The organism is Allobosea sp. P4_H5 (assembly GCF_056400825.1).
The window spans coordinates 158,326-177,907 of the sequence record NZ_JBFUKM010000007.1 but is presented as its reverse complement, the minus strand read 5'-3'; the positions used below and the strand labels follow the sequence as shown (position 1 = coordinate 177,907).

Annotated in this window: 23 protein-coding genes and 1 tRNA gene; 15 read left to right on the top strand and 9 right to left on the bottom strand. The window is 67.2% G+C overall.

The genetic code is table 11. The features are described 5' to 3' along the window. The first annotated feature begins 7 nt into the window (after positions 1-7). Both AC1DS0_RS16275 and AC1DS0_RS16270 read left to right on the top strand, forming a co-directional pair. Complete coding sequence (locus AC1DS0_RS16275) at positions 8-391, top strand: hypothetical protein (RefSeq protein ID WP_476815510.1); 384 nt, start codon at positions 8-10, stop codon at positions 389-391. Continuing rightward, the gene (locus AC1DS0_RS16270) at positions 378-1,019 is read left to right on the top strand and encodes a CDP-alcohol phosphatidyltransferase family protein (RefSeq protein ID WP_476815338.1); all 642 of its coding nucleotides are present in this window, start codon (positions 378-380) and stop codon (positions 1,017-1,019) included. The genes AC1DS0_RS16275 and AC1DS0_RS16270 overlap by 14 nt, the downstream gene beginning before the upstream one ends. A 27-nt stretch (positions 1,020-1,046) precedes the next feature. Here AC1DS0_RS16270 and AC1DS0_RS16265 read toward each other — a convergent pair whose 3' ends face one another. Then, a complete protein-coding gene (locus AC1DS0_RS16265; RefSeq protein WP_476815337.1) occupies positions 1,047-1,988 on the bottom strand; it encodes a PLP-dependent cysteine synthase family protein in 942 nt (313 codons plus the stop codon). Positions 1,989-2,092: 104 nt separating this feature from the next. Between AC1DS0_RS16265 and AC1DS0_RS16260 the strand changes: the two genes are divergently transcribed. Continuing rightward, on the top strand, positions 2,093-3,058 hold the full coding sequence (locus tag AC1DS0_RS16260; RefSeq protein ID WP_476815336.1) for a GlxA family transcriptional regulator: 966 nt from the start codon (positions 2,093-2,095) through the stop codon (positions 3,056-3,058). Positions 3,059-3,163: 105 nt separating this feature from the next. Here the strand turns inward: AC1DS0_RS16260 and moaA are convergent, their stop codons facing one another. Further along, complete coding sequence (moaA, locus tag AC1DS0_RS16255) at positions 3,164-4,165, bottom strand: GTP 3',8-cyclase MoaA (protein ID WP_476815509.1); 1,002 nt, start codon at positions 4,163-4,165, stop codon at positions 3,164-3,166. Positions 4,166-4,333: 168 nt separating this feature from the next. On the opposite strand from moaA, the gene AC1DS0_RS16250 reads away from it, so the two are divergent. From AC1DS0_RS16250 to AC1DS0_RS16235, 4 genes are all read left to right on the top strand, one after another. Beyond that, positions 4,334-4,699, top strand: coding sequence for a gamma-butyrobetaine hydroxylase family protein (locus AC1DS0_RS16250; protein WP_476815335.1), 366 nt, complete (start codon positions 4,334-4,336; stop codon positions 4,697-4,699). Next, positions 4,696-4,998 (top strand): hypothetical protein, encoded by a 303-nt coding sequence (locus AC1DS0_RS16245; protein WP_476815334.1) that lies wholly within the window; start codon positions 4,696-4,698, stop codon positions 4,996-4,998. Before AC1DS0_RS16250 ends, AC1DS0_RS16245 begins: the two co-directional genes overlap by 4 nt. A gap of 411 nt (positions 4,999-5,409) precedes the next feature. Next, the gene (locus tag AC1DS0_RS16240) at positions 5,410-6,330 is read left to right on the top strand and encodes a dihydrodipicolinate synthase family protein (RefSeq protein WP_476815333.1); all 921 of its coding nucleotides are present in this window, start codon (positions 5,410-5,412) and stop codon (positions 6,328-6,330) included. 29 nt (positions 6,331-6,359) lie between these two features. Then, positions 6,360-6,608: a hypothetical protein gene (locus tag AC1DS0_RS16235; protein ID WP_476815332.1), complete on the top strand. Its 249-nt coding sequence runs from the start codon at positions 6,360-6,362 to the stop codon at positions 6,606-6,608. A gap of 66 nt (positions 6,609-6,674) precedes the next feature. Here AC1DS0_RS16235 and AC1DS0_RS16230 read toward each other — a convergent pair whose 3' ends face one another. Continuing rightward, positions 6,675-7,253 carry a L,D-transpeptidase gene (locus AC1DS0_RS16230; RefSeq protein WP_476815331.1) on the bottom strand — a complete coding sequence of 193 codons (579 nt, stop codon included), beginning with the start codon at positions 7,251-7,253 and terminating at the stop codon, positions 6,675-6,677. Positions 7,254-7,678: 425 nt separating this feature from the next. Here AC1DS0_RS16230 and AC1DS0_RS16225 point away from each other — a divergent pair, with 425 nt between their 5' ends. The 3 genes from AC1DS0_RS16225 to AC1DS0_RS16215 all read left to right on the top strand — a co-directional run bounded on the left by AC1DS0_RS16225 (position 7,679) and on the right by AC1DS0_RS16215 (position 9,681). Beyond that, entirely contained in the window at positions 7,679-7,957 is a 279-nt protein-coding gene (locus AC1DS0_RS16225) for a hypothetical protein (protein WP_476815330.1), read from the top strand. Between the two features lie 255 nt (positions 7,958-8,212). Next, complete coding sequence (locus AC1DS0_RS16220) at positions 8,213-8,851, top strand: outer membrane protein (protein ID WP_476815329.1); 639 nt, start codon at positions 8,213-8,215, stop codon at positions 8,849-8,851. Positions 8,852-8,997: 146 nt separating this feature from the next. After that, entirely contained in the window at positions 8,998-9,681 is a 684-nt protein-coding gene (locus AC1DS0_RS16215; RefSeq protein ID WP_091830781.1) for a response regulator transcription factor, read from the top strand. Positions 9,682-9,690: 9 nt separating this feature from the next. On the opposite strand, the gene AC1DS0_RS16210 is transcribed toward AC1DS0_RS16215, so the two are convergent. Next, complete coding sequence (locus AC1DS0_RS16210) at positions 9,691-11,025, bottom strand: ATP-binding protein (protein ID WP_476815328.1); 1,335 nt, start codon at positions 11,023-11,025, stop codon at positions 9,691-9,693. 210 nt (positions 11,026-11,235) lie between these two features. Here AC1DS0_RS16210 and AC1DS0_RS16205 point away from each other — a divergent pair, with 210 nt between their 5' ends. After that, the gene (locus AC1DS0_RS16205; RefSeq protein ID WP_476815327.1) at positions 11,236-11,904 is read left to right on the top strand and encodes an EipA family protein; all 669 of its coding nucleotides are present in this window, start codon (positions 11,236-11,238) and stop codon (positions 11,902-11,904) included. A 25-nt stretch (positions 11,905-11,929) separates the two neighbouring features. Here the strand turns inward: AC1DS0_RS16205 and AC1DS0_RS16200 are convergent, their stop codons facing one another. The 5 genes from AC1DS0_RS16200 to AC1DS0_RS16180 all read right to left on the bottom strand — a co-directional run bounded on the left by AC1DS0_RS16200 (position 11,930) and on the right by AC1DS0_RS16180 (position 16,018). Continuing rightward, positions 11,930-12,613, bottom strand: a complete 684-nt coding sequence (locus AC1DS0_RS16200) for a lysophospholipid acyltransferase family protein (protein WP_476815326.1) — start codon at positions 12,611-12,613, stop codon at positions 11,930-11,932. Positions 12,614-12,745: 132 nt separating this feature from the next. Beyond that, positions 12,746-13,492: an alpha/beta hydrolase gene (locus tag AC1DS0_RS16195; RefSeq protein ID WP_476815325.1), complete on the bottom strand. Its 747-nt coding sequence runs from the start codon at positions 13,490-13,492 to the stop codon at positions 12,746-12,748. A gap of 135 nt (positions 13,493-13,627) precedes the next feature. Further along, entirely contained in the window at positions 13,628-14,818 is a 1,191-nt protein-coding gene (locus AC1DS0_RS16190) for a patatin-like phospholipase family protein (protein WP_476815324.1), read from the bottom strand. Positions 14,819-15,208: 390 nt separating this feature from the next. Next, a tRNA-Val gene (locus tag AC1DS0_RS16185) sits at positions 15,209-15,283 on the bottom strand. 36 nt (positions 15,284-15,319) lie between these two features. Further along, positions 15,320-16,018, bottom strand: coding sequence for an HAD-IA family hydrolase (locus AC1DS0_RS16180; protein WP_476815323.1), 699 nt, complete (start codon positions 16,016-16,018; stop codon positions 15,320-15,322). A 223-nt stretch (positions 16,019-16,241) separates the two neighbouring features. On the opposite strand from AC1DS0_RS16180, the gene AC1DS0_RS16175 reads away from it, so the two are divergent. From AC1DS0_RS16175 to AC1DS0_RS16160, 4 genes are all read left to right on the top strand, one after another. Further along, positions 16,242-16,598, top strand: a complete 357-nt coding sequence (locus tag AC1DS0_RS16175; RefSeq protein ID WP_476815322.1) for a hypothetical protein — start codon at positions 16,242-16,244, stop codon at positions 16,596-16,598. Positions 16,599-16,729: 131 nt separating this feature from the next. After that, positions 16,730-18,181 carry an NAD-dependent succinate-semialdehyde dehydrogenase gene (locus tag AC1DS0_RS16170; RefSeq protein ID WP_476815321.1) on the top strand — a complete coding sequence of 484 codons (1,452 nt, stop codon included), beginning with the start codon at positions 16,730-16,732 and terminating at the stop codon, positions 18,179-18,181. Next, positions 18,178-18,888: a ribose-5-phosphate isomerase RpiA gene (gene rpiA / locus AC1DS0_RS16165; RefSeq protein WP_476815320.1), complete on the top strand. Its 711-nt coding sequence runs from the start codon at positions 18,178-18,180 to the stop codon at positions 18,886-18,888. The genes AC1DS0_RS16170 and rpiA overlap by 4 nt, the downstream gene beginning before the upstream one ends. A gap of 157 nt (positions 18,889-19,045) precedes the next feature. Further along, a complete protein-coding gene (locus tag AC1DS0_RS16160; protein ID WP_476815319.1) occupies positions 19,046-19,537 on the top strand; it encodes a DUF2059 domain-containing protein in 492 nt (163 codons plus the stop codon). The last annotated feature ends 45 nt before the right edge of the window (positions 19,538-19,582 follow it).

Below are 19,582 nucleotides of genomic sequence, written 5' to 3'. Positions count from 1 at the left end.
CCGCCTGATGCGAAGCAGCATCGTCCATGTCGCCTTCGCCTTCCTCGCCATGGGGAGCTGGGCGGCTTTCGCCAACCGCGCCCATCCGATGCCGGCGCCGCTCCTCGCCGGGTTGATCCAGGGTACGCTGTCCGCCCTTATTACTCTGCTGCTGAAACGGGGCATCGAGTATCTCGCCAGCCGCTTCACCGGCCTGGCCGCGCTTCTGGCTCCGCCCGTGATCGCAGGATTCGTCTCCGCGAGCGTGCTGACGCTCATCCATACCATCGGCGGCACGCCCGAGATCGCGAGGACCATCGCCGTCCCGCTCACCGTCGCGACCAGCTATGCGGCGCTCTACAATTTTTCGCTGTGGCGGAGCAGGAAGGCGATCAACCATGGCGCAGAGTGACGACCGCCGGCCGCTCTCGAGCCGCGACACCGGCTGGGCCCGGGCGATTGCGCGCCGGCTGAGCGCCAGCGGCATCACGCCGAACCAGATCTCGATGGCGAGTATGGCGATGGCGGCCGTCGCCGGCGCCGCCTTCTGGCTCGCGGGCGGGGCGGCTCCCGGGCCGCGTATCGCGCTGCTGCTTGCTGCGGCCCTGTTCTGCCAGCTCAGGCTGCTCTGCAATCTCTTCGACGGAATGGTCGCGATCGAGGGCGGCAAGCAGGCTGCCGACGGACCGTTCTGGAACGAGTTCCCCGACCGGGTCGCCGATATCCTGATCCTCACCGGCGTCGGCTATGGGATCGGCGCTCCGGCCCTGGGCTGGGCGGCAGCCGCTCTTGCCGTGCTGACGGCCTATACCCGCGAGCTCGGACGCAATTGCGGGCTGCCGGCCGATTTCTCCGGCCCGATGGCCAAGCAGCACCGCATGGCGACGATCACGGCCGCGGCGCTCCTCTCCCTGCTGGAGCCGCTTTGGCGCGGCCAGAACGAGGTGCTGACCGTCGCGCTCTGGCTGATTGCGGTCGGTGCGGCCGTGACCACTCTCAGGCGGGCGGCGAACATCGTGCGCGGCTTGCGCGCCCGCTGAGCCCGCCTGGCTCCGGTGCGGGCGCGCTCAGTCGTCCAGCGCTTGCGAGAACGTCTTCAGGTACTTCATGCCGGTATCGCACATGATGGTGACGACGGTGGCGTCCGGCCCGAGCCGCTCGGCCAGCCGCAGCGCGGCCGTGACGTTGGCGCCGGTCGAGGTGCCGCAGAACAGGCCTTCCTCGGCGGCCAGGCGAAACGCCATCGCCCGGGCTTCTTCCGTCGAGACTTGCTCGATTTCGTCGGCGATGCCCTCATGCCAGAGCGGCACGACATAGCCTGCACCGATCCCGTCGATCTTGTGCGCGCCGGACAGCCCCCCTGACAGCACGGCCGATTCCGCCGGCTCGACCGCAACGAAACGGATCTTGCCGTCATGGCGGCGCAGCGTCTCCGAGATGCCGCGCAGCGCCGCTGCCGTCCCGACGCTCTGGACGAAGCCGTCGAGCCGGCCTCCGGTATGCTCCCAGATCTCATCGGCGAGCCTGGCATAGGCCGCCAGCTGGTCGGTGTTTTCCATCTGGGCGGTGATGTAGGCGCCCAAGTCCCGGGCGATGCGATGCGCCTCGGCGATCATGTCCCTGGTCAGCTTCTCGGTCTGCTTGCCGTTTTCGCTCGGCACGATCGTCAATTTGGCGCCGAGCAGGCGCATATGGTCGAGCTTCTCCCTGGAAAAGGCATCCGAGGTGATGAGGTGGAGCGGATGCCCCTTGACCGCGCAGACCAGCGCCAGCGAGACGCCGGTGCTGCCACCAGTGTACTCGACGACCGCGCCACCCGGCTTCAGCCGGCCATCGGCTTCCGGCGCCTCGATCATCGCCAGCGCCATGCGATCCTTCATGCTGCCCGTCGGATTTCGGGCTTCCAGCTTGAGCAGGATGCGGGCGCCATTGGCCGGGACGACATTGCGCAGGGCCAGCAGCGGCGTGTTGCCGATCGTGTCGAGAATGGTGGCGGGCGTGGGGCTCATCGATGTCTCGCAGATTGTCCGTGGCAAGGACTGTGGGCGGACGCTAGACCGGTGCAGGTGCGGCCACTATCGTCGCAAATGACAATCTTGAGGTCATTTGCGCCATGCGCTTGACGATACTCGCCCTCGACGGCGTCTTCGATACCGGCTTGACGGTGCTGCTCGACACCTTCTCGACAGCGAACGAGCTGGCGGCGCTGCAGGGGATCGATCAGCCCCTGTTCGATGTGCAGCTTGTCGGCGTCAGCGGGCAGGTGCGCACCGCTCTGGGGCTGGCCGCGAGCGTCGCCTTGCCGGATCCGGCCCGCAAGCCGGACTGGGTGGTCGTGCCGGCCTTGAACGCCAAGCAGCCGGACCGGTTGGTCGAGGCTCTGGGGCGGCCTGACGTCGCCGAGGGGCTCGCTCACCTGCGCGGCTGGCAGGCCGGTGAAGCGGGCATGGCAGGGGCCTGCATCGGCACCTTCCTGCTGGCGGAAGCCGGGGTTCTCGACGGGCGCGAGGCGACGACGACCTGGTCGCTCGCGCCCTTGTTCCGCCAGCGCTATCCGCAGGTGAGGTTGGACGATTCACGCATGCTCATTCCGTCCGACCGCCTGGTGACGGCGGGGGCGATGATGGGGCATCTCGACCTGGCGCTATGGCTGGTGCGTCAGGCGAGCCCGCAAATGGCGGCGCTCGTCGCGCGCTTCATGCTGATCGACGAGCGCTCGTCGCAGGCGCGCTACATCATCCCCGACCATCTCGCCCATGCCGACCCGCTCATCGAGCGCTTCGAGCGCTGGGCACGCGCCAATCTGGCCTCCGGCTTCTCGCTCCAGGAGGCGGCGAGCGCACTGGCGGTCAGCACGCGAACCCTGCAGCGGCGCACAGAGGCTGTGCTCGGGAAGTCGCCGCTCGCCTTCTTTCAGGACATGCGGGTCGAACGTGCCCGGCATCTCGTATCGATCGGGCAGAGTCTGGACAGGGTCGCGGGAGAAGTCGGCTATGCCGACACGGCGACCTTGCGGACCTTGCTGCGGCGCCGGCTCGGCCACGGCATCCGGGAATTGCGGGCCGAGATGCGCTCGTAAGGCTAGAGCAATTCCAGCAAAAGTGCGCAGCGGTTTTGCGTCCGGAATTGCGTGAAAACAAAGAGATAGAGCACTTCAGGCGAACCCGTGTTCGCCGGAAATGCTCTAGCCCCCGGTCACGCTCATATGCCGGCCGACCGCGGCGCGCGGCTGGCGCCGGTCGATGACGAAGTCGTGGCCTTTGGGCTTGCGCGAGATCGCCTCTTCCATCGCCCGGTAGAGCAGGGCGTCGTCGGCCGAGGCGCGGATCGGGGCGCGCAGGTCCGCCGCATCCTCCTGGCCGAGGCACATATAGAGCGTGCCGGTGCAGGTCAGCCGCACGCGATTGCAGCTCTCGCAGAAATTATGCGTCATCGGCGTGATGAAGCCGACCAGCCCGCCGGTCTCGGCGACCCGGACATAGCGCGCCGGCCCGCCGGTCCGGTACGGATCGTCGGTCAGTGTGTAACGGTCCATCAGCTTGGCCCGCACCATCGAGAGCGGCAGGAACTGGTCGAGCCTCGCCGGCTCGATCTCGCCGAGCGGCATCACCTCGATCAGCGTCAGGTCCATGCCGAGGCCATGGGCCCATTGCATCAGCCCTTCGATCTCGTCCTCGTTGACGCCCTTCAGCGCCACCGCATTAATCTTGACGCGCAGGCCTGCGGCACGCGCCGCCTCGATGCCGCCCAGCACCTTGGAGAGGTCGCCCCAGCGCGTGATCTTGCGGAATTTCTCGGGATCGAGCGTGTCCATCGACACATTGACGCGGCGCACGCCGCAATCGGCCAGCTCCTGCGCATACCGGGCGAGCTGCGAGCCGTTGGTGGTCACGGTGAGCTCATCGAGCGCGCCCGAGGCGAGATGGCGCGAGAGCGAACGGAACAGGTTCATGATGTCGCGCCGGACCAGCGGCTCGCCGCCGGTGATGCGCAATTTGCGCGTGCCGCGCGAGACGAAAGCGCTGGCGACGCGGTCGACCTCCTCGAGCGTCAGCAAATCGCGCTTCGGCAGGAAGGCCATGTCCTCGGACATGCAGTAGACGCAGCGGAAATCGCAGCGATCCGTCACCGAGATGCGCAGATAGGAGATGTCGCGGCCGAACGGGTCGGTCAGCGGCGCACGCATCAAGGGCTTGATCGGGTCATGCAGCACGGCGGCTGAAATCCTCGGGCGATCGCGGTCTTGCGGCGCAGTGCGCCTGCCGTTGCTCTGATATAGGAAGCGAGCATTGTCGGCGGCAAGCCCGGGGTCAAGCCGGCTGATGGTCGCAAGTGGCTCTGAGGAAACACGAAGATGTCAGACTGGCCGAGCGAGATCCGCCTCTCGAAAGACCGCCGCACGCTCCACATCACGTTTGAGAGTGGGGAAAGCCATGCGCTTTCCGCCGAATTGCTGCGGGTCGAGAGCCCTTCGGCCGAAGTCCAGGGGCATGGCCCGACGCAGAAGCAGACCGTGCCGGGCAAGCGCGAGGTCGAAATCCTCAAGGTCGAGCCGGTCGGCCACTACGCCGTCCGCCTGACATTCGACGACATGCACGACACCGGCATCTATGGCTGGGACTATCTGCGCGGGCTCGGTCGCGAAGGCGAGGCGAAGATGCAGGCTTATCTCGATGATCTCGCCGCCAAGGGCCTGTCGCGGGAGCGCACGCGGCGGTGAAAGACAGGGGATTCTACGCCTGGATTGTCGTCTTCGTCGTGGTCGTGGGCATTCTGATCTGGAACCTCAGCCCCAGTTCTTCAGAACACCCATCGATCGGAGGAGGCGGTTATGACCTCTCCGGCCCGGTCTATACCCTGGCGCTTCTGGCATTCACGGGCCTCTGGACGCTTGCAACACTGCTGACCGGCTTGAACCACGGCAAGGCACGGATCCGTCGTCGCGCGTTCGTCCTGGCGGCCATGGGCTTCGTCACCTTCTCCGCGTCGATGATGATCTGGGGTGACAAGCTGAATTAGCGCGCATGCGCGGGCGACACCGGAAATTGGCTATTCGCACCAAAAAAAGGCCGGCGAAACGCCGGCCGTTCGCAATCCTGCAAACCTAGTGTCGCGCAGCGGGCGACGACACGGGCGCCGACCTTGGCGCGCTCGGGTAGAATGTTGGACCGGGATGCAAGGCACGCGTCCCTGATACCGGCTTCACGGCATCTGCTCCGATCCGCATCGAATCCTTATGTCGCACGCCTTAGCTTGCACCCCATGTCGTGCTCGCTCGCTTTCGGAGCCGGGATGCCATCGAACCCGGCAGCCCCGTGGGTTTGGCGGCCTTCCGCTTTCGTTTCGCGGCTGTTTCGAGCCCGGCTGAGGTACGGCGGAGCGCCCCGCTCCGCCGTACCTCCATCGTCAAACCGCTCTGCCGAGGTCGACATGGATCACTGGCTTCATGGGATGTTCACTGCCCTCGTCACGCCCTTCAGCGCCGGAGCGTTGGACCAGCCGAGCCTTCTGCGCCTGGTCGATTGGCAGGTCCGGGAGGGTGCCGACGGCATCGTGCTGGGCTCCGCGAGCGGCGAATATTCGACACTGACCCGCAATGAGCGCATCCGGCTCGTCAGGCTGGCGCGCGCCGCGGCCGGGCCCGGCTATCCGATCCTGGCTGCCGCAGGATCCAACTCGACCGCAGACAGCATCGCGGAGGTCAGGGACGCCGCGGCCGCGGGCGCGAGCGCCATTCTGCTGCGGCTGCCCTATTACAACAGGCCGACGCAGGCCGGTCTCGTCCAGCATGTCTTGTCGGTGGCGGAGGCCACCCCGCTCCCGGTGATCGTCGACAATGATCCCGATCGCTGCGCCGTCGACCTCACGCCCGAGGCGCTCGCCGAGATGGCGGCGCACCCCGCGGTCGTCGGCGTCCTCGATCGGCGCGGCGACATCGTCCGCTGCGATCGCATCATGCGCAGCTGCAGCCGGCATTTCCTGCGCCTCACCGGAGCCGGCGATGCCATCCCGTCCTATGTCGCCGCCGGCGGCTGCGGCGCCGTCACCAGCATCGGCAACCTGGCACCGCGCCTGCTGCGGCGCATCGGGGAAGCCTGCCGCGCCGGCGCATTCGAACAGGCCCAGACGCTGCAACGGCGGCTGATCCCGCTCCACGGCCTGCTGTCCCGCGAGCCCGACCCCGTCGCGGTCAAGCTGGCCCTGTCGTTCCAGCATTCCGGCGTCGAGCCCACCTGCCGGCTGCCTTTGGTCGCGGCGCAGCCTTCACTGGCTGAAGAGCTGAAATACGCGCTCGACGATCTGCCGCGGCCGGTCAACGGCCATGCGATAGCGCATCGCTCCGCCGCCTAGGGACCGCCGCGTTTCCTTATGCGGGCCTGATGGCGGCAGCCAATGGCCGGCATCGCGAGCTGATGCGGAACTGGTCGATCTTCCTGCACGAGATCACGGAGATCGGCATGACCACTTATGAAGCGGCGAGGAGGAGGCAGCGCGAAGCGGCCTCCCGAACCGGGCCGGGCAGCGATCAGTCCGGGGAGATCGCCAAGGACTTGTTGCAGTCCTTCGTCCTCCTGCTCCTGCTCGCCGCCGTGCTGGCAGTCCGAATCTATGTGACGGCCCCGACCTGATCGGAGGGATAAAGAAAAAGGCCGGCGCGATGCCGGCCTTTCGCAATCCTCGATGCGTGTCGTCGCTCAGCGGGCGACGACGACGCGGGTGCCGACCTTGGCGCGCTCGTAGAGGTCGATCACGTCCTCGTTCAGCATGCGGATGCAGCCCGAGGAGACCGCCTGGCCGATCGTCTCCGGCTCGTTCGAGCCGTGGATGCGGTAGAGGGTCGAGCCGAGATACATGGCGCGGGCGCCGAGCGGGTTCTCCGGGCCGCCGGGCATGAAGCGCGGCAGGTCGGGGCGGCGCTTCAGCATCTGCGCCGGCGGGGTCCAGCCCGGCCACTCGGCCTTGCGGGTGACGGTCTGCGAGCCGGCCCAGTCGAAGCCAGGGCGGCCGACGCCGACGCCGTAGCGGACGGCCTTGCCATCGGGCAGCACGAAATACAGGCGGCGCTCGCTCGTGTTGATCACGATCGTGCCGGGGCGATAGGTGCCGCTGAAGGAGACGACCTCGCGCGGGATCGCGGTCGCCTGCGCCTTGGCAGGGTCGACATAGGTGACCAGCGGCTGGCGGGTGAGCGGGTCGATTTCGGCGACAGCGGCGGTCGCCGTGGCCGCGACGGCCGTGCCGGCGATCAGGGCCAAACGGAAGGAGCGGAGCATTGCGACCTCGGAAGGGGATTGCAGGATGGCGGGCACGAGGAAAGGTGACGGAAAAACGTCAACAATTCCCCAAATCTCTGGCAGAGCAGCGGCTGCGGTTCAATCGATCGACGTTCACATCGACGCGACCTTTCGAGCTTTGAAGGCGCCCGTTGCGGGGCTGCAACAGGCGTAGGCGTCTGGACGCCGCTTGGCCCGATCTGGGCGCTTTTCGGGCGGGAAGGTGGCGAGGCTTCCACCGGCGCACGAACAAAAGGCGTGGCGCGATTCGCGGGAGAGCCTCTCGCGGGATCGTGTGTCGCTTGCGACGATCTCTCCGGTTGTCGTTAACCGGTCGTTCGCCTAACCTTCAGATCGAGGGGCAACTTCCGATTGCAATGCCGGGCCGGCTCTGGTCCGCTCTGCAAAATGACGGGAGGTTCGCCATGCCTGCCTGCCAATTCAATGCCGGGCCTGAAGAGCTCGCTGCCCTGGGAACAGCCTTTCACGAGGCCTGGCGGCATGTCGGTCCGATCTATGGACCCTTCGAGAATCCGCATCGCGAATGGCTGGCACGACTGATTCTCGGCCTGCGCCGCTCCGGCCATTCCGGCGACATCGCCCTGCTCGCGATCGAGCAGTTCATGGCGACCGCCCCGCTGGCTGAATGGGCGAACGGCGCGGGTGAAGCGCAGCCGCGCCCGGAGCGCGCCACGAGAAACTGAGGGCTCGCTACCCGGCTACTCCGTCTCGGCCGCAGCCTTGCCGAGCGAACGCTTCCGTGCGTCCGCGGCCAGGCAGGCAACGTTGCCGTAATCTTCGCACGCAATCTGCGCCGTGCTGACCCGGTCCGATGCCCGGATGCGTGGTCGCAAGAGCCGGATCCGATCGGGTTGAATCAACCTGATCGGTGAATCCGTCTCTCACTTTGATGGCCTGATGCGTCGGCGGCGACTTAAGGCCGCCGCAAGGAGTCTTTGATGAAGCGTTTCGTCCTGTTGGCCGGCCTCGGCCTGTCGGCTCTGCTCGCGATCCCGGCTATTGCGGCCGATCGTCCCGTGCGTGGGCAGGAATGGCCGGCCTATTCCGCGCCGCGGCCCTATAACTGGAACGGCATCTATGTCGGCGCCCATACTGGCGGCGCTTTCGATCGCTTCCAGGGGACCGGCAAGAAGAGCCGCAACGAGATCCTGCTCGGCGGCCAGGTAGGCTACAATCTCCAGATGGGCGGCCTCGTCACCGGTGTCGAGGCTGACATCTCGATGAACGGCCTCGGCAAGGGCGCCAAGCGCACCGGAGGCACCAGCGCCGACATGCGCTATGTCAGCACCCTCAAGGCCCGCGCCGGTATCGCCTTCGACCGCGTGCTGGTCTACGGCCTCGGCGGTGTCGCCTATGGCAGCCTGAAGGCCAGCGACGGGCTGGTCTCGAAGGAGAAGAGCAAGATCGGCTATGTCGTCGGCGCCGGCGCCGAATACGGCATCACCGACAATCTCTCCGCCAAGCTCGAATACAACTACGTCTCGCTCGGCAAGCAGAACTTCCAGTTCGCCAGCGGCCGCGCTCGCGTCGGCGTCAACGAGCATCTCGTCAAGGCCGGCCTGAACTACCGCTTCTGACGTCGAAATCCCGGGCCGGGAAACCGGCACGGTCTGCCCTGCGGCTTCATGGCCGCGCCCTGGCATGGATGGAGCGTGATGCGTCTGGATATTTCGCCCCTATTCCGGCATCACGTTCCATCCGTGCACCCTGACCCCCTTTTTTCATGCGCGCCCTGATCGTCGAGGACGAGCCACAACTGATGGCTTTCCTGTCCTCGCTCCTCACCAATGCCGGACTGATCGCCGATCGCACGACGACAATCGACGCGGCGCTCGCTGCCTTGCGCTCGACTCCGTTCGACATCGTGATCGTCGACCGGCGCCTGCCTGACGGCGATGGCCTCTCGATCGTCAAGGCGCTGAATTCCGCCGAGCCGCGGCCCGCCTTCCTCGTCCTGACCGCTCGCGACGCAAAAGCCGACGTGATCGAAGGCTTGAACACCGGAGCGGACGACTATCTGGTCAAGCCGTTCGAGCCGGAGGAGCTGCTGGCGCGCCTGCGCGTCATCCTGCGCCGGCGCAATCCCAAGCGCTCGCTGGTGATCACCGCCGGCAATCTCTCGCTCGACCTCGAAGGACGCAGCGCCAGCGTCGGTTCGGAGATGCTCGATCTGCGCCGGCGTGAGGCGCTGATCCTGGAGGCGCTGGTCCAGCGCGTCGGCCGCGTCGTCACCCGCGACGTCCTGATCGAGGCGGTTTATGGCTTCGACGACCTGATCGAATCCAACACCCTGGAAGCGCAGATCTCGCGGCTGCGGCGCAAGCTCAAGGAGGCCGGCGCCAGGGTCGAGATCACATCGCTGCGTGGCATCGGCTACATGCTGCGGGTGTCGGAGCTGGCGCTGTAGCGCGGTCCCTCAATCACTCGCCCGCGGCGGGAAGACGAGACGCACCATCGTGCCGCCGCCCGGCCGACCGAGGATGGTCAGCGTGCCGCCATGGGCGGCCATGATGTCGCGCACGATCGTCAGGCCGAGGCCGGCGCCGGTCGAGTTCGGCGACATCCGGTTGAATGCCTCGGTCACCTGCGGACGGTCGGACGGTGCGATGCCGACCCCGTCATCAGCGACCTCGATCACTGCGCCGTCGATCACCTTGACCAGGATCGTCGATTTCGACCGCGCATGGCGGAGGGAGTTGTCGACGAGATTGGCGATCGCCGCCCGCACCGTTGGTTCGTTGGCTTCGATCAGCGCGCGGCGCTCCCCTTCCTCTTCCAGTGCGATATCGGCGCCGTTGCTCAGGATCAGCGGCGCGAGATCGGCCAGCACCGCGCGGGCGATGCCGTTGAGCTGCATCGGCTCGAACGGCAGCTCGGTGCTGTGCAGCCGGGCGAGCTGCAGCATCGACGAGACGATCGTGGTCAGCCGGCTGACATCCGTGGTGAGCGCGAGCCGCATCTGGTCGTTCGGCAGAGCATCGATCCGGCCGCGCATCACGGTCAGCGGCGTGCGCAATTCATGCGCGACATTGTTCATGAAGCGCCGCTGTACCTCCATGTTGCCAGCGATCTTGTCGAGCGCGGCGTTGAGCGCCGTCGTCAGCGGCATCAGCTCGATCGGGGTCTCCTCGGTCGGCAGCAGGCCGCGCGGCGCCTTCGGGTCAATCCTTGCCGCGGCTTCCGCTGCGCTGCGCAGCCGCGCGCCGATATAGGACACCGACATCGCGATCGCGCCGGCGATCAGGAGGCCGAAGACCACCGAGATTGCCAGCGCCGAGCCAGCGATCGCCCGCAGATAGTAGCCGAGGATCAGGTCCCAGCCCGGTTGGCCGCCGCGAGTGGCGACGATGATCCGGCTGCCGTCCTTCTCGATCACGTCGAAGGCGAGCGCGTTCTCGCCGCCGATCCGCATCTGCGCGGCGATGGTCGGGCCATCGAGCCGGATGTCGATCGGCAGGGTCGGCCGCAATTCTGGCGCATACTCGACGAGGGAACGTCCATCGGAGACGAGATACCAGAGCGAGGGGCTGGCGCGCTCGATCCGGGACAATTTCGCGGTCTTTTCGACCTGCACGGCGTTGCCGGAAGGGCGCACGCCTTGCCGGATAATGAGGGAGGTGACGTCGTTGCGCAGGACGCCGGGATCCTCGGTGATCAGGGCAAATGCGATGACGGCGCCGATGAAGGCAGTGAACAGGACGATGCCGAGCAGCGACAGGCGGATGGTGAGGGCGCGCGACAGCGAGATCATGGCAGGGCCTCGCCGCCATGCCGCGACCGGCGCGTGGTCTCGAGCGGCCGGTTCGCGGGTCGAGCCTGGCACAGGACTGATGCAACGTTGCGAGTCGTCACGGAACCTCGATGCGGGTATGGCTTGCGGAACCGGGCATTCGTCCCTTCCCGTCTCTGCATGGACCGTATCGCCATTGCCGTTCAACTCTCTTCCGGAGCTGCCGGCCTGATGTATGCGCTGCGCGCCATATCGAGGTGGCCGGGCTTTTGCCTCGTGCTGGCCGCGCTGCTGGCCTTCGTGCCACGGCTCGCGCTCGGGCAGGGGGCCGTGACGAAGGGCGAGGTCCGGGCCGGCCAGCTGCCGACGACCTCGCGGCAGGACATCTCCAGGCTGGTCGAAAGCGTGTTCGACGCGGCCTCCAAGACGGTCAGCATCCCGATCGAACGCTCGCTCGCGCTCTTCGGCGAGCCGAACGCCTACATCATCGGCGGCGAGCTCAGCGGCTCCTTCGTGCTCGGCGGACGCCATGGCAGCGGCGAATTGCGCTTTTCCGACGGGATCCCGACGCCGGTGACCTGGTCGGCCCTGTCGGTCGGCATTGGGCTCGGCGCCGATTACGGCCGGGTGATCATGCTGGTCTACGGGCTCGACCGGCACGAGGACGTCTTCGGCACCTATGCCAGCCTCGGCGGCAGCGCCCATTTCCTCGCCGGTGCCAACGCCACCATTCTGGCCTCGTCCCGGGCGCGGATCGTGCTGATCTCCTCCGGTCTCGGCCTGCGCTTCTCCGGCGATCTCAGCCGCATCGTCATCGAGCCGGCGGGGCCGCAGGAGCAGTTGCGCCCGCCCGGCCTGATCTGCGCCACGCCGGCCGAATGCGCTGCGCCCGGTCGCTGAAGTCCCGATAAGCAGGATCGTTGCCCTAGCGGCGCCGGTCGAGGAGGCGATGCGCCGTGGCATGGAGCTCGTCGAGCTGGGTCGAGATGTCCAGCGCGATCAGGCCCATCTCGCGCTCATCGGCGGCCCGGCGGACATAGAGCGGCTCCGACCAGAGCACGCAGCCGCGCCCGAAGGGCAGGGCGATGCTGGCCCTGTCCCAGTTGTCGAGCTCGACCCGGGCGCTGGTCACCGCCGCGAAGAGGTAGATCGGCCGGCCGGTGGCGCGCGCGAGCTGGATCGCCCCCTTGCCGGCGACGCGTGCGATCTTCGGGACGTCCGCCGTGAGGACGAGGCTGGTGCCTTCGCGGAGCGCCTCGCGCATCTCGAAGAAGGCGGGAATGGCGCGTTTGGTCTTGATCTTGAGGGGGCTCTGTGCGCCCGAGCCGCGAATGGCGCGGAAGCCCGCCCGTTCCACCACCGAGGCGACCACCGTCCCGTCGAAGTGCAGCGACGTCAGGATCGCGACCTCGGCCGCGCCGTCGAGCGCCGCGAGGCTCAGCATCTGCTGGCCGTGCCAGGTCAGGGCGATGAAGGGCTCGCGGCTGCGCTCCCACGGCCTGACGCCGGGGATCGCCGGCTTGAAGCGCGTCGTTCGCTGGACGAAGGCGAGATAGGCGTGCAGGGCGCGGCCGGCGAACGCCGCAGATTGCTCGTTGCCGAATCGCATGATTCGATCTCCACGGTGGTTCCCGTGGAGGGATCGGCGCGTCGGCTTGCTCCAACATTGCGCGGCCCTGCGGCCGCAGCGCGTGTTCCGTGCGATCGAGCGGAAAAAACGCGCGCAGCAGCGAAAAATGCCTCAGCGCATCATGAACTTGACGATGCGGGCGACGAATTCCTCGTCCTGCCCGGCGAAACCGTGATGCCCGCTGGCGCGGCAGGGATTGCCCTCGTCGGCCTGCCCGCCGCTCATCCATTCGACCTGGACGCGCCCGCCTGCCCAGGCCTGGAACGGAGCAACGCCGGCGGGTTGCGTCCAGCGGCAGCGATCCTCGCGATGATGCAGCGCGAGCGTGCGCGGCAGCCGGTTCGGCGTCCCCATGATGCTCTGGACGGTATCGTCGGGACCCGATGCCTTGCTCAGGAATCCCGAGGTCAGCACCAGCCGGTCCGGCATGGCGCCGCCCACGATTCCCTCTGCGGCGCGCTGTGTGCCCTTGCTGGTCGCGATCACGATGACCGGGCGCTTGATCGCTGCCATGTGGTCGACCGCAGCCGAGAGGTTGGTGCCGATCTCGGCGAGCAGCACATTGTAGCCCTGCGCGACGAAGGCATCCCGGTTGCGGATGAGGATGTTGTCGCCGGCCTTGCCGAAGCGCGCGCCGCTGCCGACCTCGAGACGGCCATCGCCGCCGGTCAGGAGGATTACGCTGCCCTTGGGATGCGGAGCGCGGATGAGGATGCTGCGGACACCGGCGATCGTGATGGTCTCGCCGCCCTTGACCGTGATCGGCGTCTCCGCCCGGCCAGGTGACGGGATCGCGAACGACCATAGGACCGCAAGCACGCCGAGGGCGCGCAGGACACGCTGCTGATATCCGATCATGTTGTTAAGTCACCCATTCACCTGAAAGCGGCGCAGAACTGCGCGCGCCACCGTCACCGTGTCGCGCCTGCGCCTGCCGCCTAGGATTCGGTGGCTACATTGCACGAGATGTGCAGCCGGTTTCATGGCCATTCGTCAGGGGAGCGGAGATTTGATCGCCCGGCGATAATCAGGGTTGCCCAACAGGATCCGACGGCCGAGGCCGGCGAGGAAGTCGACCTCCTCGGCCTTCAGTGTCAGCTTGTTGTGCAACTGCAGGATGCGGCTTCTTTCCGCTGGCGATTGAAGGTCGGACAGGGACAGGCGCACGATCGTGACTTGCAGCTGTCTGCACGGCGGCTGCGATGCCGCAAGGGCGCAGCGCCAGCGGACCAGCCGCTCTTGCCAGCTCGCAGCCTCGCGATCCAGCGCGTCGAGGCTGCCCCTGCTCGCATTGTCGATCATGGCGTCGACCGAGGCCGTGATCGTCTCCGGTGCGTCCGGACCGTCGATCGCCTGGGAGATCTCGCCGCCGACCCGCATCGACGCGTCGGCCACGATGACGACGACGCGGCGCAGCCGCTGTGCGGCCGTCGCCGACATGAGCGCTGGTGCCGGCCGGTTCATGGCCCGGATCAGGTTGCGCACTGCGAGATTGTCGACGAGGCCGCCATCGAGCAGCTTGAGATAATGCAGCTCCGGCTCGCGCGCATAGCGCGCCTGCGACGCGCCGAGATGCCGGGCGAAGGCGGAGCGCCCGGCCGATGGCGCGCGGTTGCCGCCGGCAGCCGGGCAGGTCGGATTGAAGTTCTCGAGCACGACCGGCGCGAACAGCACCGGCACCGCCGACGAGGCCACGACGGCATGGGCGAGCGGAAACGCGTCATAGTCGCTGCAGATCGCCTGGAAGCTGTCGCGATCGAAGGGAAAGGGCGCGCGATTGTAGAGTTCCGTCGCATGCAGCAGCAGCCTTGGCCGCCCGGCCTGATCGAGGTCGCCGAGCGTCGCGCCATGATAGAGATGTGCGTCGAGCCAGTCGGCGAGGCCCGAGAGATCGTTGATACCGCCGCGATAGCCGCGCAGCAGGTTTACCGGCGTGAAGCTGGTGCGCAGTGCGCCTTCCGGATCCTGGTCGAGGAAGTCGCGCCGGAAGGCCGGCAGGCCCTGCGGGCCATGCAGGGCAAAATGCGCGGCGAGGATGCCGCCGCCGGAGACGCCCGCGACCGCGACGATCTCGTCGGCGAGCGTACGGTCGGCATGGCCGGGAGCGCGCTGCTCCGCCAACGCCGACAGAACGCCATATCCGAAAGCGGCTGAGCGCGCGCCGCCGCCGGAAAGGGCGACCATGACGGCCGTGGAGCCACCTTCGTTCGCCGAGGCAAACGAGCGGGCAGCCGATGTCGTCAGGGGGCGACGCAGGTTCGAAGGCGGGTTGGCTGGGCTGGCGCAGGCGGCGAGATAGAGGCTTAGCAGCGCGAGAACGAACAGATTTGCCACCGCTTGCCGGGGCGGCGAGCCGATAGGGCTTGTCCTCTGCGTCGGGGCAACCGCCATGTCGCGCGCTTTCCGCCGCGCGACGCCGAATCGCCTGATGTCCCGCGAGCGCAGGACGTCTCGTCAATGCTCATTGTCCGAGCATTGCCTCTGCCGGTTCAGAAAACACGGGGATGCGGCCGATGCACAACGGCCGGCCCCGCGCATGATAGCGCAGCTTATTGCAGGACAGTTTTGGGGAAATGGTGGGCGGCACAGGGATCGAACCTGTGACCCCTCCCGTGTGAAGGGAGTGCTCTACCGCTGAGCTAGCCGCCCGGACCGCGCTGTTCCTAGTGGGGTGCGCCGCCGCCGTCAAGAATGAGTAGCGAGGGCTGGTTCGCCGCTGGCCAGCCGCCGCACCGCCTGTGGCAATTCGCTGAAGTGCTGGATCACCAGGTCGGGCGCGAGCGCCTCGACCGGCACGTCGGTATAGCCGAACGGCACACAGACCACCGGGATGCCGGCGGCGCGCGCCGTGTCCACGTCGGTGCGCGAATCGCCGATCATCACCGCGCGGGCCGGATCGGCGCCGGCCTGTGCGATCGTCTGCGTGAGATGGCGCGGGTCGGGCTTGCAGAAGGCGAAGCTGTCGCGCCCGGCAATCGCAGCGAAACGCCCGGTCAGGCCGACCGCATCGAGGAAGAGCTTCGTGTGCAGGATCGGCTTGTTGGTGCAGACGGCGAAGACGAAACCATCGGCAGCGAGCGCGTCGAGCGCGGCGACGACGCCGTCATGGACATAGCTATGGTTGGCGGTCCCGCCGGCATAGATCGTCAGGAACTCCTGGAACAACTGCTCCAGCTTCTCGGGATCGAGCGGCCGGCCGCTGACCTTGAAGCCGCGCTCGATCAGCGCCCGCGCCCCGGCGCCGACCAACTCGCGCGCCCGCTCGACCGGAAGGGCTGCCAGGCCCTCCTGCTCGAGGATGACGTTGAGCGTGCGCATGATGTCGGGGGCGGTCTCGGCGAGCGTGCCGTCGAGATCGAAGACGACGATCGGGGGAAGCGACATGATCCATCCTGTGACGTGGCCATCCGCATAAAGGCCGGCCGGCGCGGCTTGGCAAGGCCTACCGGCGGGGCGCTTGCGCAACAGCGATGTCATCTCGTCGTGACCCTGCCGCAATCGCGATGATACGGCTCGGCCGGCATGATAGGGTGCGGACGAATCGTCAAAGGGGATCGTAGCGGTGCCGAAACTGTCGAGCTGTTCCAGAAGCTCCATTGGCCGTTCCTTGGCCCGGGCGCTGGGCGCCGGCCTGTTCCTCTCGCCGGCTTTCGGCGCGGCGCTTGCCGCGCCCTTCGAGTTCGCGCCTGCACCGCAGACAGACCTCAACCGCGTCTATCGCATCGACAAGGCGACCGGCGAGGTCGGAGCCTGTCAGTTCCAGCTCAAGGAGGGCGGTGTCGGCGTCACCGTCTGCTTCCCGGCGGGCGAGGGGGCCGGCCCGCAGGCGCCGAGCGACTATGTACTCGTGCCCTCGCGCCATGAGCGTGAAGGCGGCATCTTCCGCGCCAATGTCCGTACCGGCGAGCTCAGTGTCTGCTACGTCTTCGACGACAAGGTCGTCTGCACGCCGATGGTGAAGTAGCGCCGCCGCCGGGCTGGTGGCGAAACGGTAACTGCAATTTATTCACGGCGGCGATGCGGCGTTTGCTATCGGCAAGCGCTTGCGCCGCGTGCTAGAGCCCCGGCGACCCGCTCATCACGCCGGAGGCTCGCATGCTGACGCTCAAGGATCCCACGCTGCTGCGCACGCAGTGCCATGTCGACGGCGCCTGGATCGGCGAGGGCGTCGATGTGGTCGACAATCCGGCGACCGGTGAGGTTCTGGCCAAGGTGCCGCGCTTCGGCGCTGACGAGACCACCGTTGCGGTCGAGGCCGCCTCGCGCGCCTTCAAGCCCTGGGCGAAGAAATCGGCCAAGGAGCGCTCGCTCATCCTGCGCAAATGGTTCGAGCTGATCATGGCGAACCAGGAGGACCTGGCGCAGATCATGACGGCCGAGCAGGGCAAGCCGCTGGCCGAGGCCCGCGGGGAGGTCGCCTATGCCGCCTCCTTCGTCGAGTTCTACGCCGAGGAAGCCAAGCGCATCTATGGCGAGACCATTCCCTCGCCCTTCCCGAATTCGCGTATCATCGTCGCCAAGCAGCCGGTCGGCGTCTGCGCCGCTATCACGCCCTGGAACTTCCCGGCGGCGATGATCACCCGCAAATGCGCGCCGGGCCTGGCCGTGGGCTGCACTTTCGTGGTCAAGCCGGCGCCGGACACCCCGCTGACCGCGCTGGCGCTGGTTGCGCTCGCCGAGCAGGCGGGCTTCCCCAAGGGCGTGATCAACATCGTCACCGGCGATGCCCAGGCGATCGGCGGCGTGATGACATCGCATCCGGCGGTGCGCTTCATCGGCTTCACCGGCTCGACCCCGGTCGGCAAGCTCTTGATGCAGCAGGCGGCCACGACGGTGAAGAAGGTCGGGCTCGAGCTCGGCGGCAATGCGCCTTTCATCGTCTTCGACGATGCCGATCTCGACAAGGCGGTCGAGGGCGCGATCATCGCCAAGTTCCGCAACATGGGCCAGACCTGCGTCTGCACCAACCGGCTCTTCGTCCAGGACGGCATCCATGACGACTTCGTCGCCAAGTTCGCCGGCGAGGTCGCCAAGATGAAGGTCGGCAACGGCGTCGAGGTCGGCGTCGTGCAGGGCCCACTGATCAACGAGCGCGCGATCGAGAAGGTCGAGCGCCATGTCGCCGATGCGGTCGCCAATGGCGCCAAGGTGATGGTCGGTGGCCGTCGCCATGCGCTCGGGCGCACCTTCTACGAGCCGACGGTGATCTCCGGCGTGACCACCAAGATGCTGGTCACCACCGAGGAGACCTTCGGGCCGATCGCGCCGATCTATCGCTTCAAGAGCGAGGACGAGGTCGTGGCCATGGCGAACGATACGCCTTTCGGTCTCGCCGCCTATTTCTACACCAGGGATCTCGGCCGGGCCTTCCGCGTCGCCGAGGAGCTCGAATACGGCATGGTCGGCATCAACTCGGCCATTCTCGGCACCGAGGTCGCGCCCTTCGGCGGCGTCAAGGAATCGGGCCTCGGCCGCGAGGGCTCCCTCCACGGCATCGAGGAGTTCGTCGAGATCAAGTACATGCTGATGGGTGGGCTCGGCGCGTGAGCGAGGATCTGAAGAAGGCCGCCGCGCTCGCGGCGCTGGAGCTGGTGCGTCCGGGCATGCGGCTCGGCCTCGGCACCGGCTCGACCGCCAAGCACTTCGTCGACGGCCTCGGCGCCAAGGTCGCGGCCGGGCTCCAGGTGATCTGCGTCGCGACCTCCGAAGTGACGCAGGCGCAGGCGCTGAGCCTGTCGATCCCGATGTCGACGCTCGACCAGACGCCCGAACTCGACCTCACCATCGACGGCGCCGACGAGCTCGACAGCGCCTTGCAGCTGATCAAGGGCGGCGGCGCTGCGCTGCTGCGCGAGAAGATCGTCGCTGCCGCCTCGAAGCGCATGATCGTGATCGCCGACACCGGCAAGCAGGTCGAGACGCTCGGCCGCTTCCCGCTGCCGATCGAGGTCGTGCCCTTCGGTTTGGAGGCGACGCGCCGGGCCGTCGCGGCCGCAATCGCCTCGTCGGGCGCGCATGGCGAGCTCAAGCTGCGCAAGCGTCCCGATGGTTCGACGCTGCTGACCGATGGCGGCCATTACATTCTTGACGCGCATCTTAGCCGGATCGAGCTTCCGGAGGTGTTGGCGCTGGCGCTGAACCAGGTCCCCGGCGTCGTCGAGCACGGCCTCTTTCTCGGCCTGGCCACCGCAGCTTTCCTCGCCGGCAGCGATGGCGTGCGCGTCCTCGGCGATCCGGCTGCGGAGCGTCGCTGACGGACCATATCGGGGTATGCTCCGACCGCAAAAGTGGTTTCCACTTTGGCTGCACATGTTCTAAGAGCGGCCGGCGGCTGCGCCCGGTCAGGGTCGTTGCCGCACCGGAACACAGGGACATCGCCGCCTGGCGTGCGATCGACGAAGGGGTAACCGCATGATCCGTCACAGCCTGGCAGGCGCGCTTTTGTCGCTGGCTTTGTTCGCCGTGCCCGTGCTGGCGCAGCAGGCGCCGACGCCGGAGCATATCAAGGCCGCCCGCGAGGTCGTGGTCTCCTCCGGCCTGTCGCAGTCGATCGAGTCGATCTATGGCGAGTTCGTCGCCGGCATTCGGCAGACCTATGCGACTCGCCCCGAGCTCAAGAAGGACATGGAAGAGGTCCTGACCGCGCTCAAGGCGGAGTCGGATTTGCGCCGCGACGAGATGGTCGACTCCTCCGCCCGGATCTTCGCCAGCAAGATGACGGAAGCCGATCTCAAGGAGGTCGCCGCCTTCTTCAACTCGCCGGTCGGCCAGCGCTACAACTCCTATCGTGCGCAGGCGCTCGGTGAGGTTTACGCGCTGCTGGAGCCTTGGAGCATGGCGACCAGCAACCGGCTCTTCGACCTGTTCAACGCCGAGATGCGCAAGCGCGGCCACCAGCTCTGAGCCTGGAAAGCTTCCTCATTGAAAAAAAAGGCTGCCGGTGAGAGC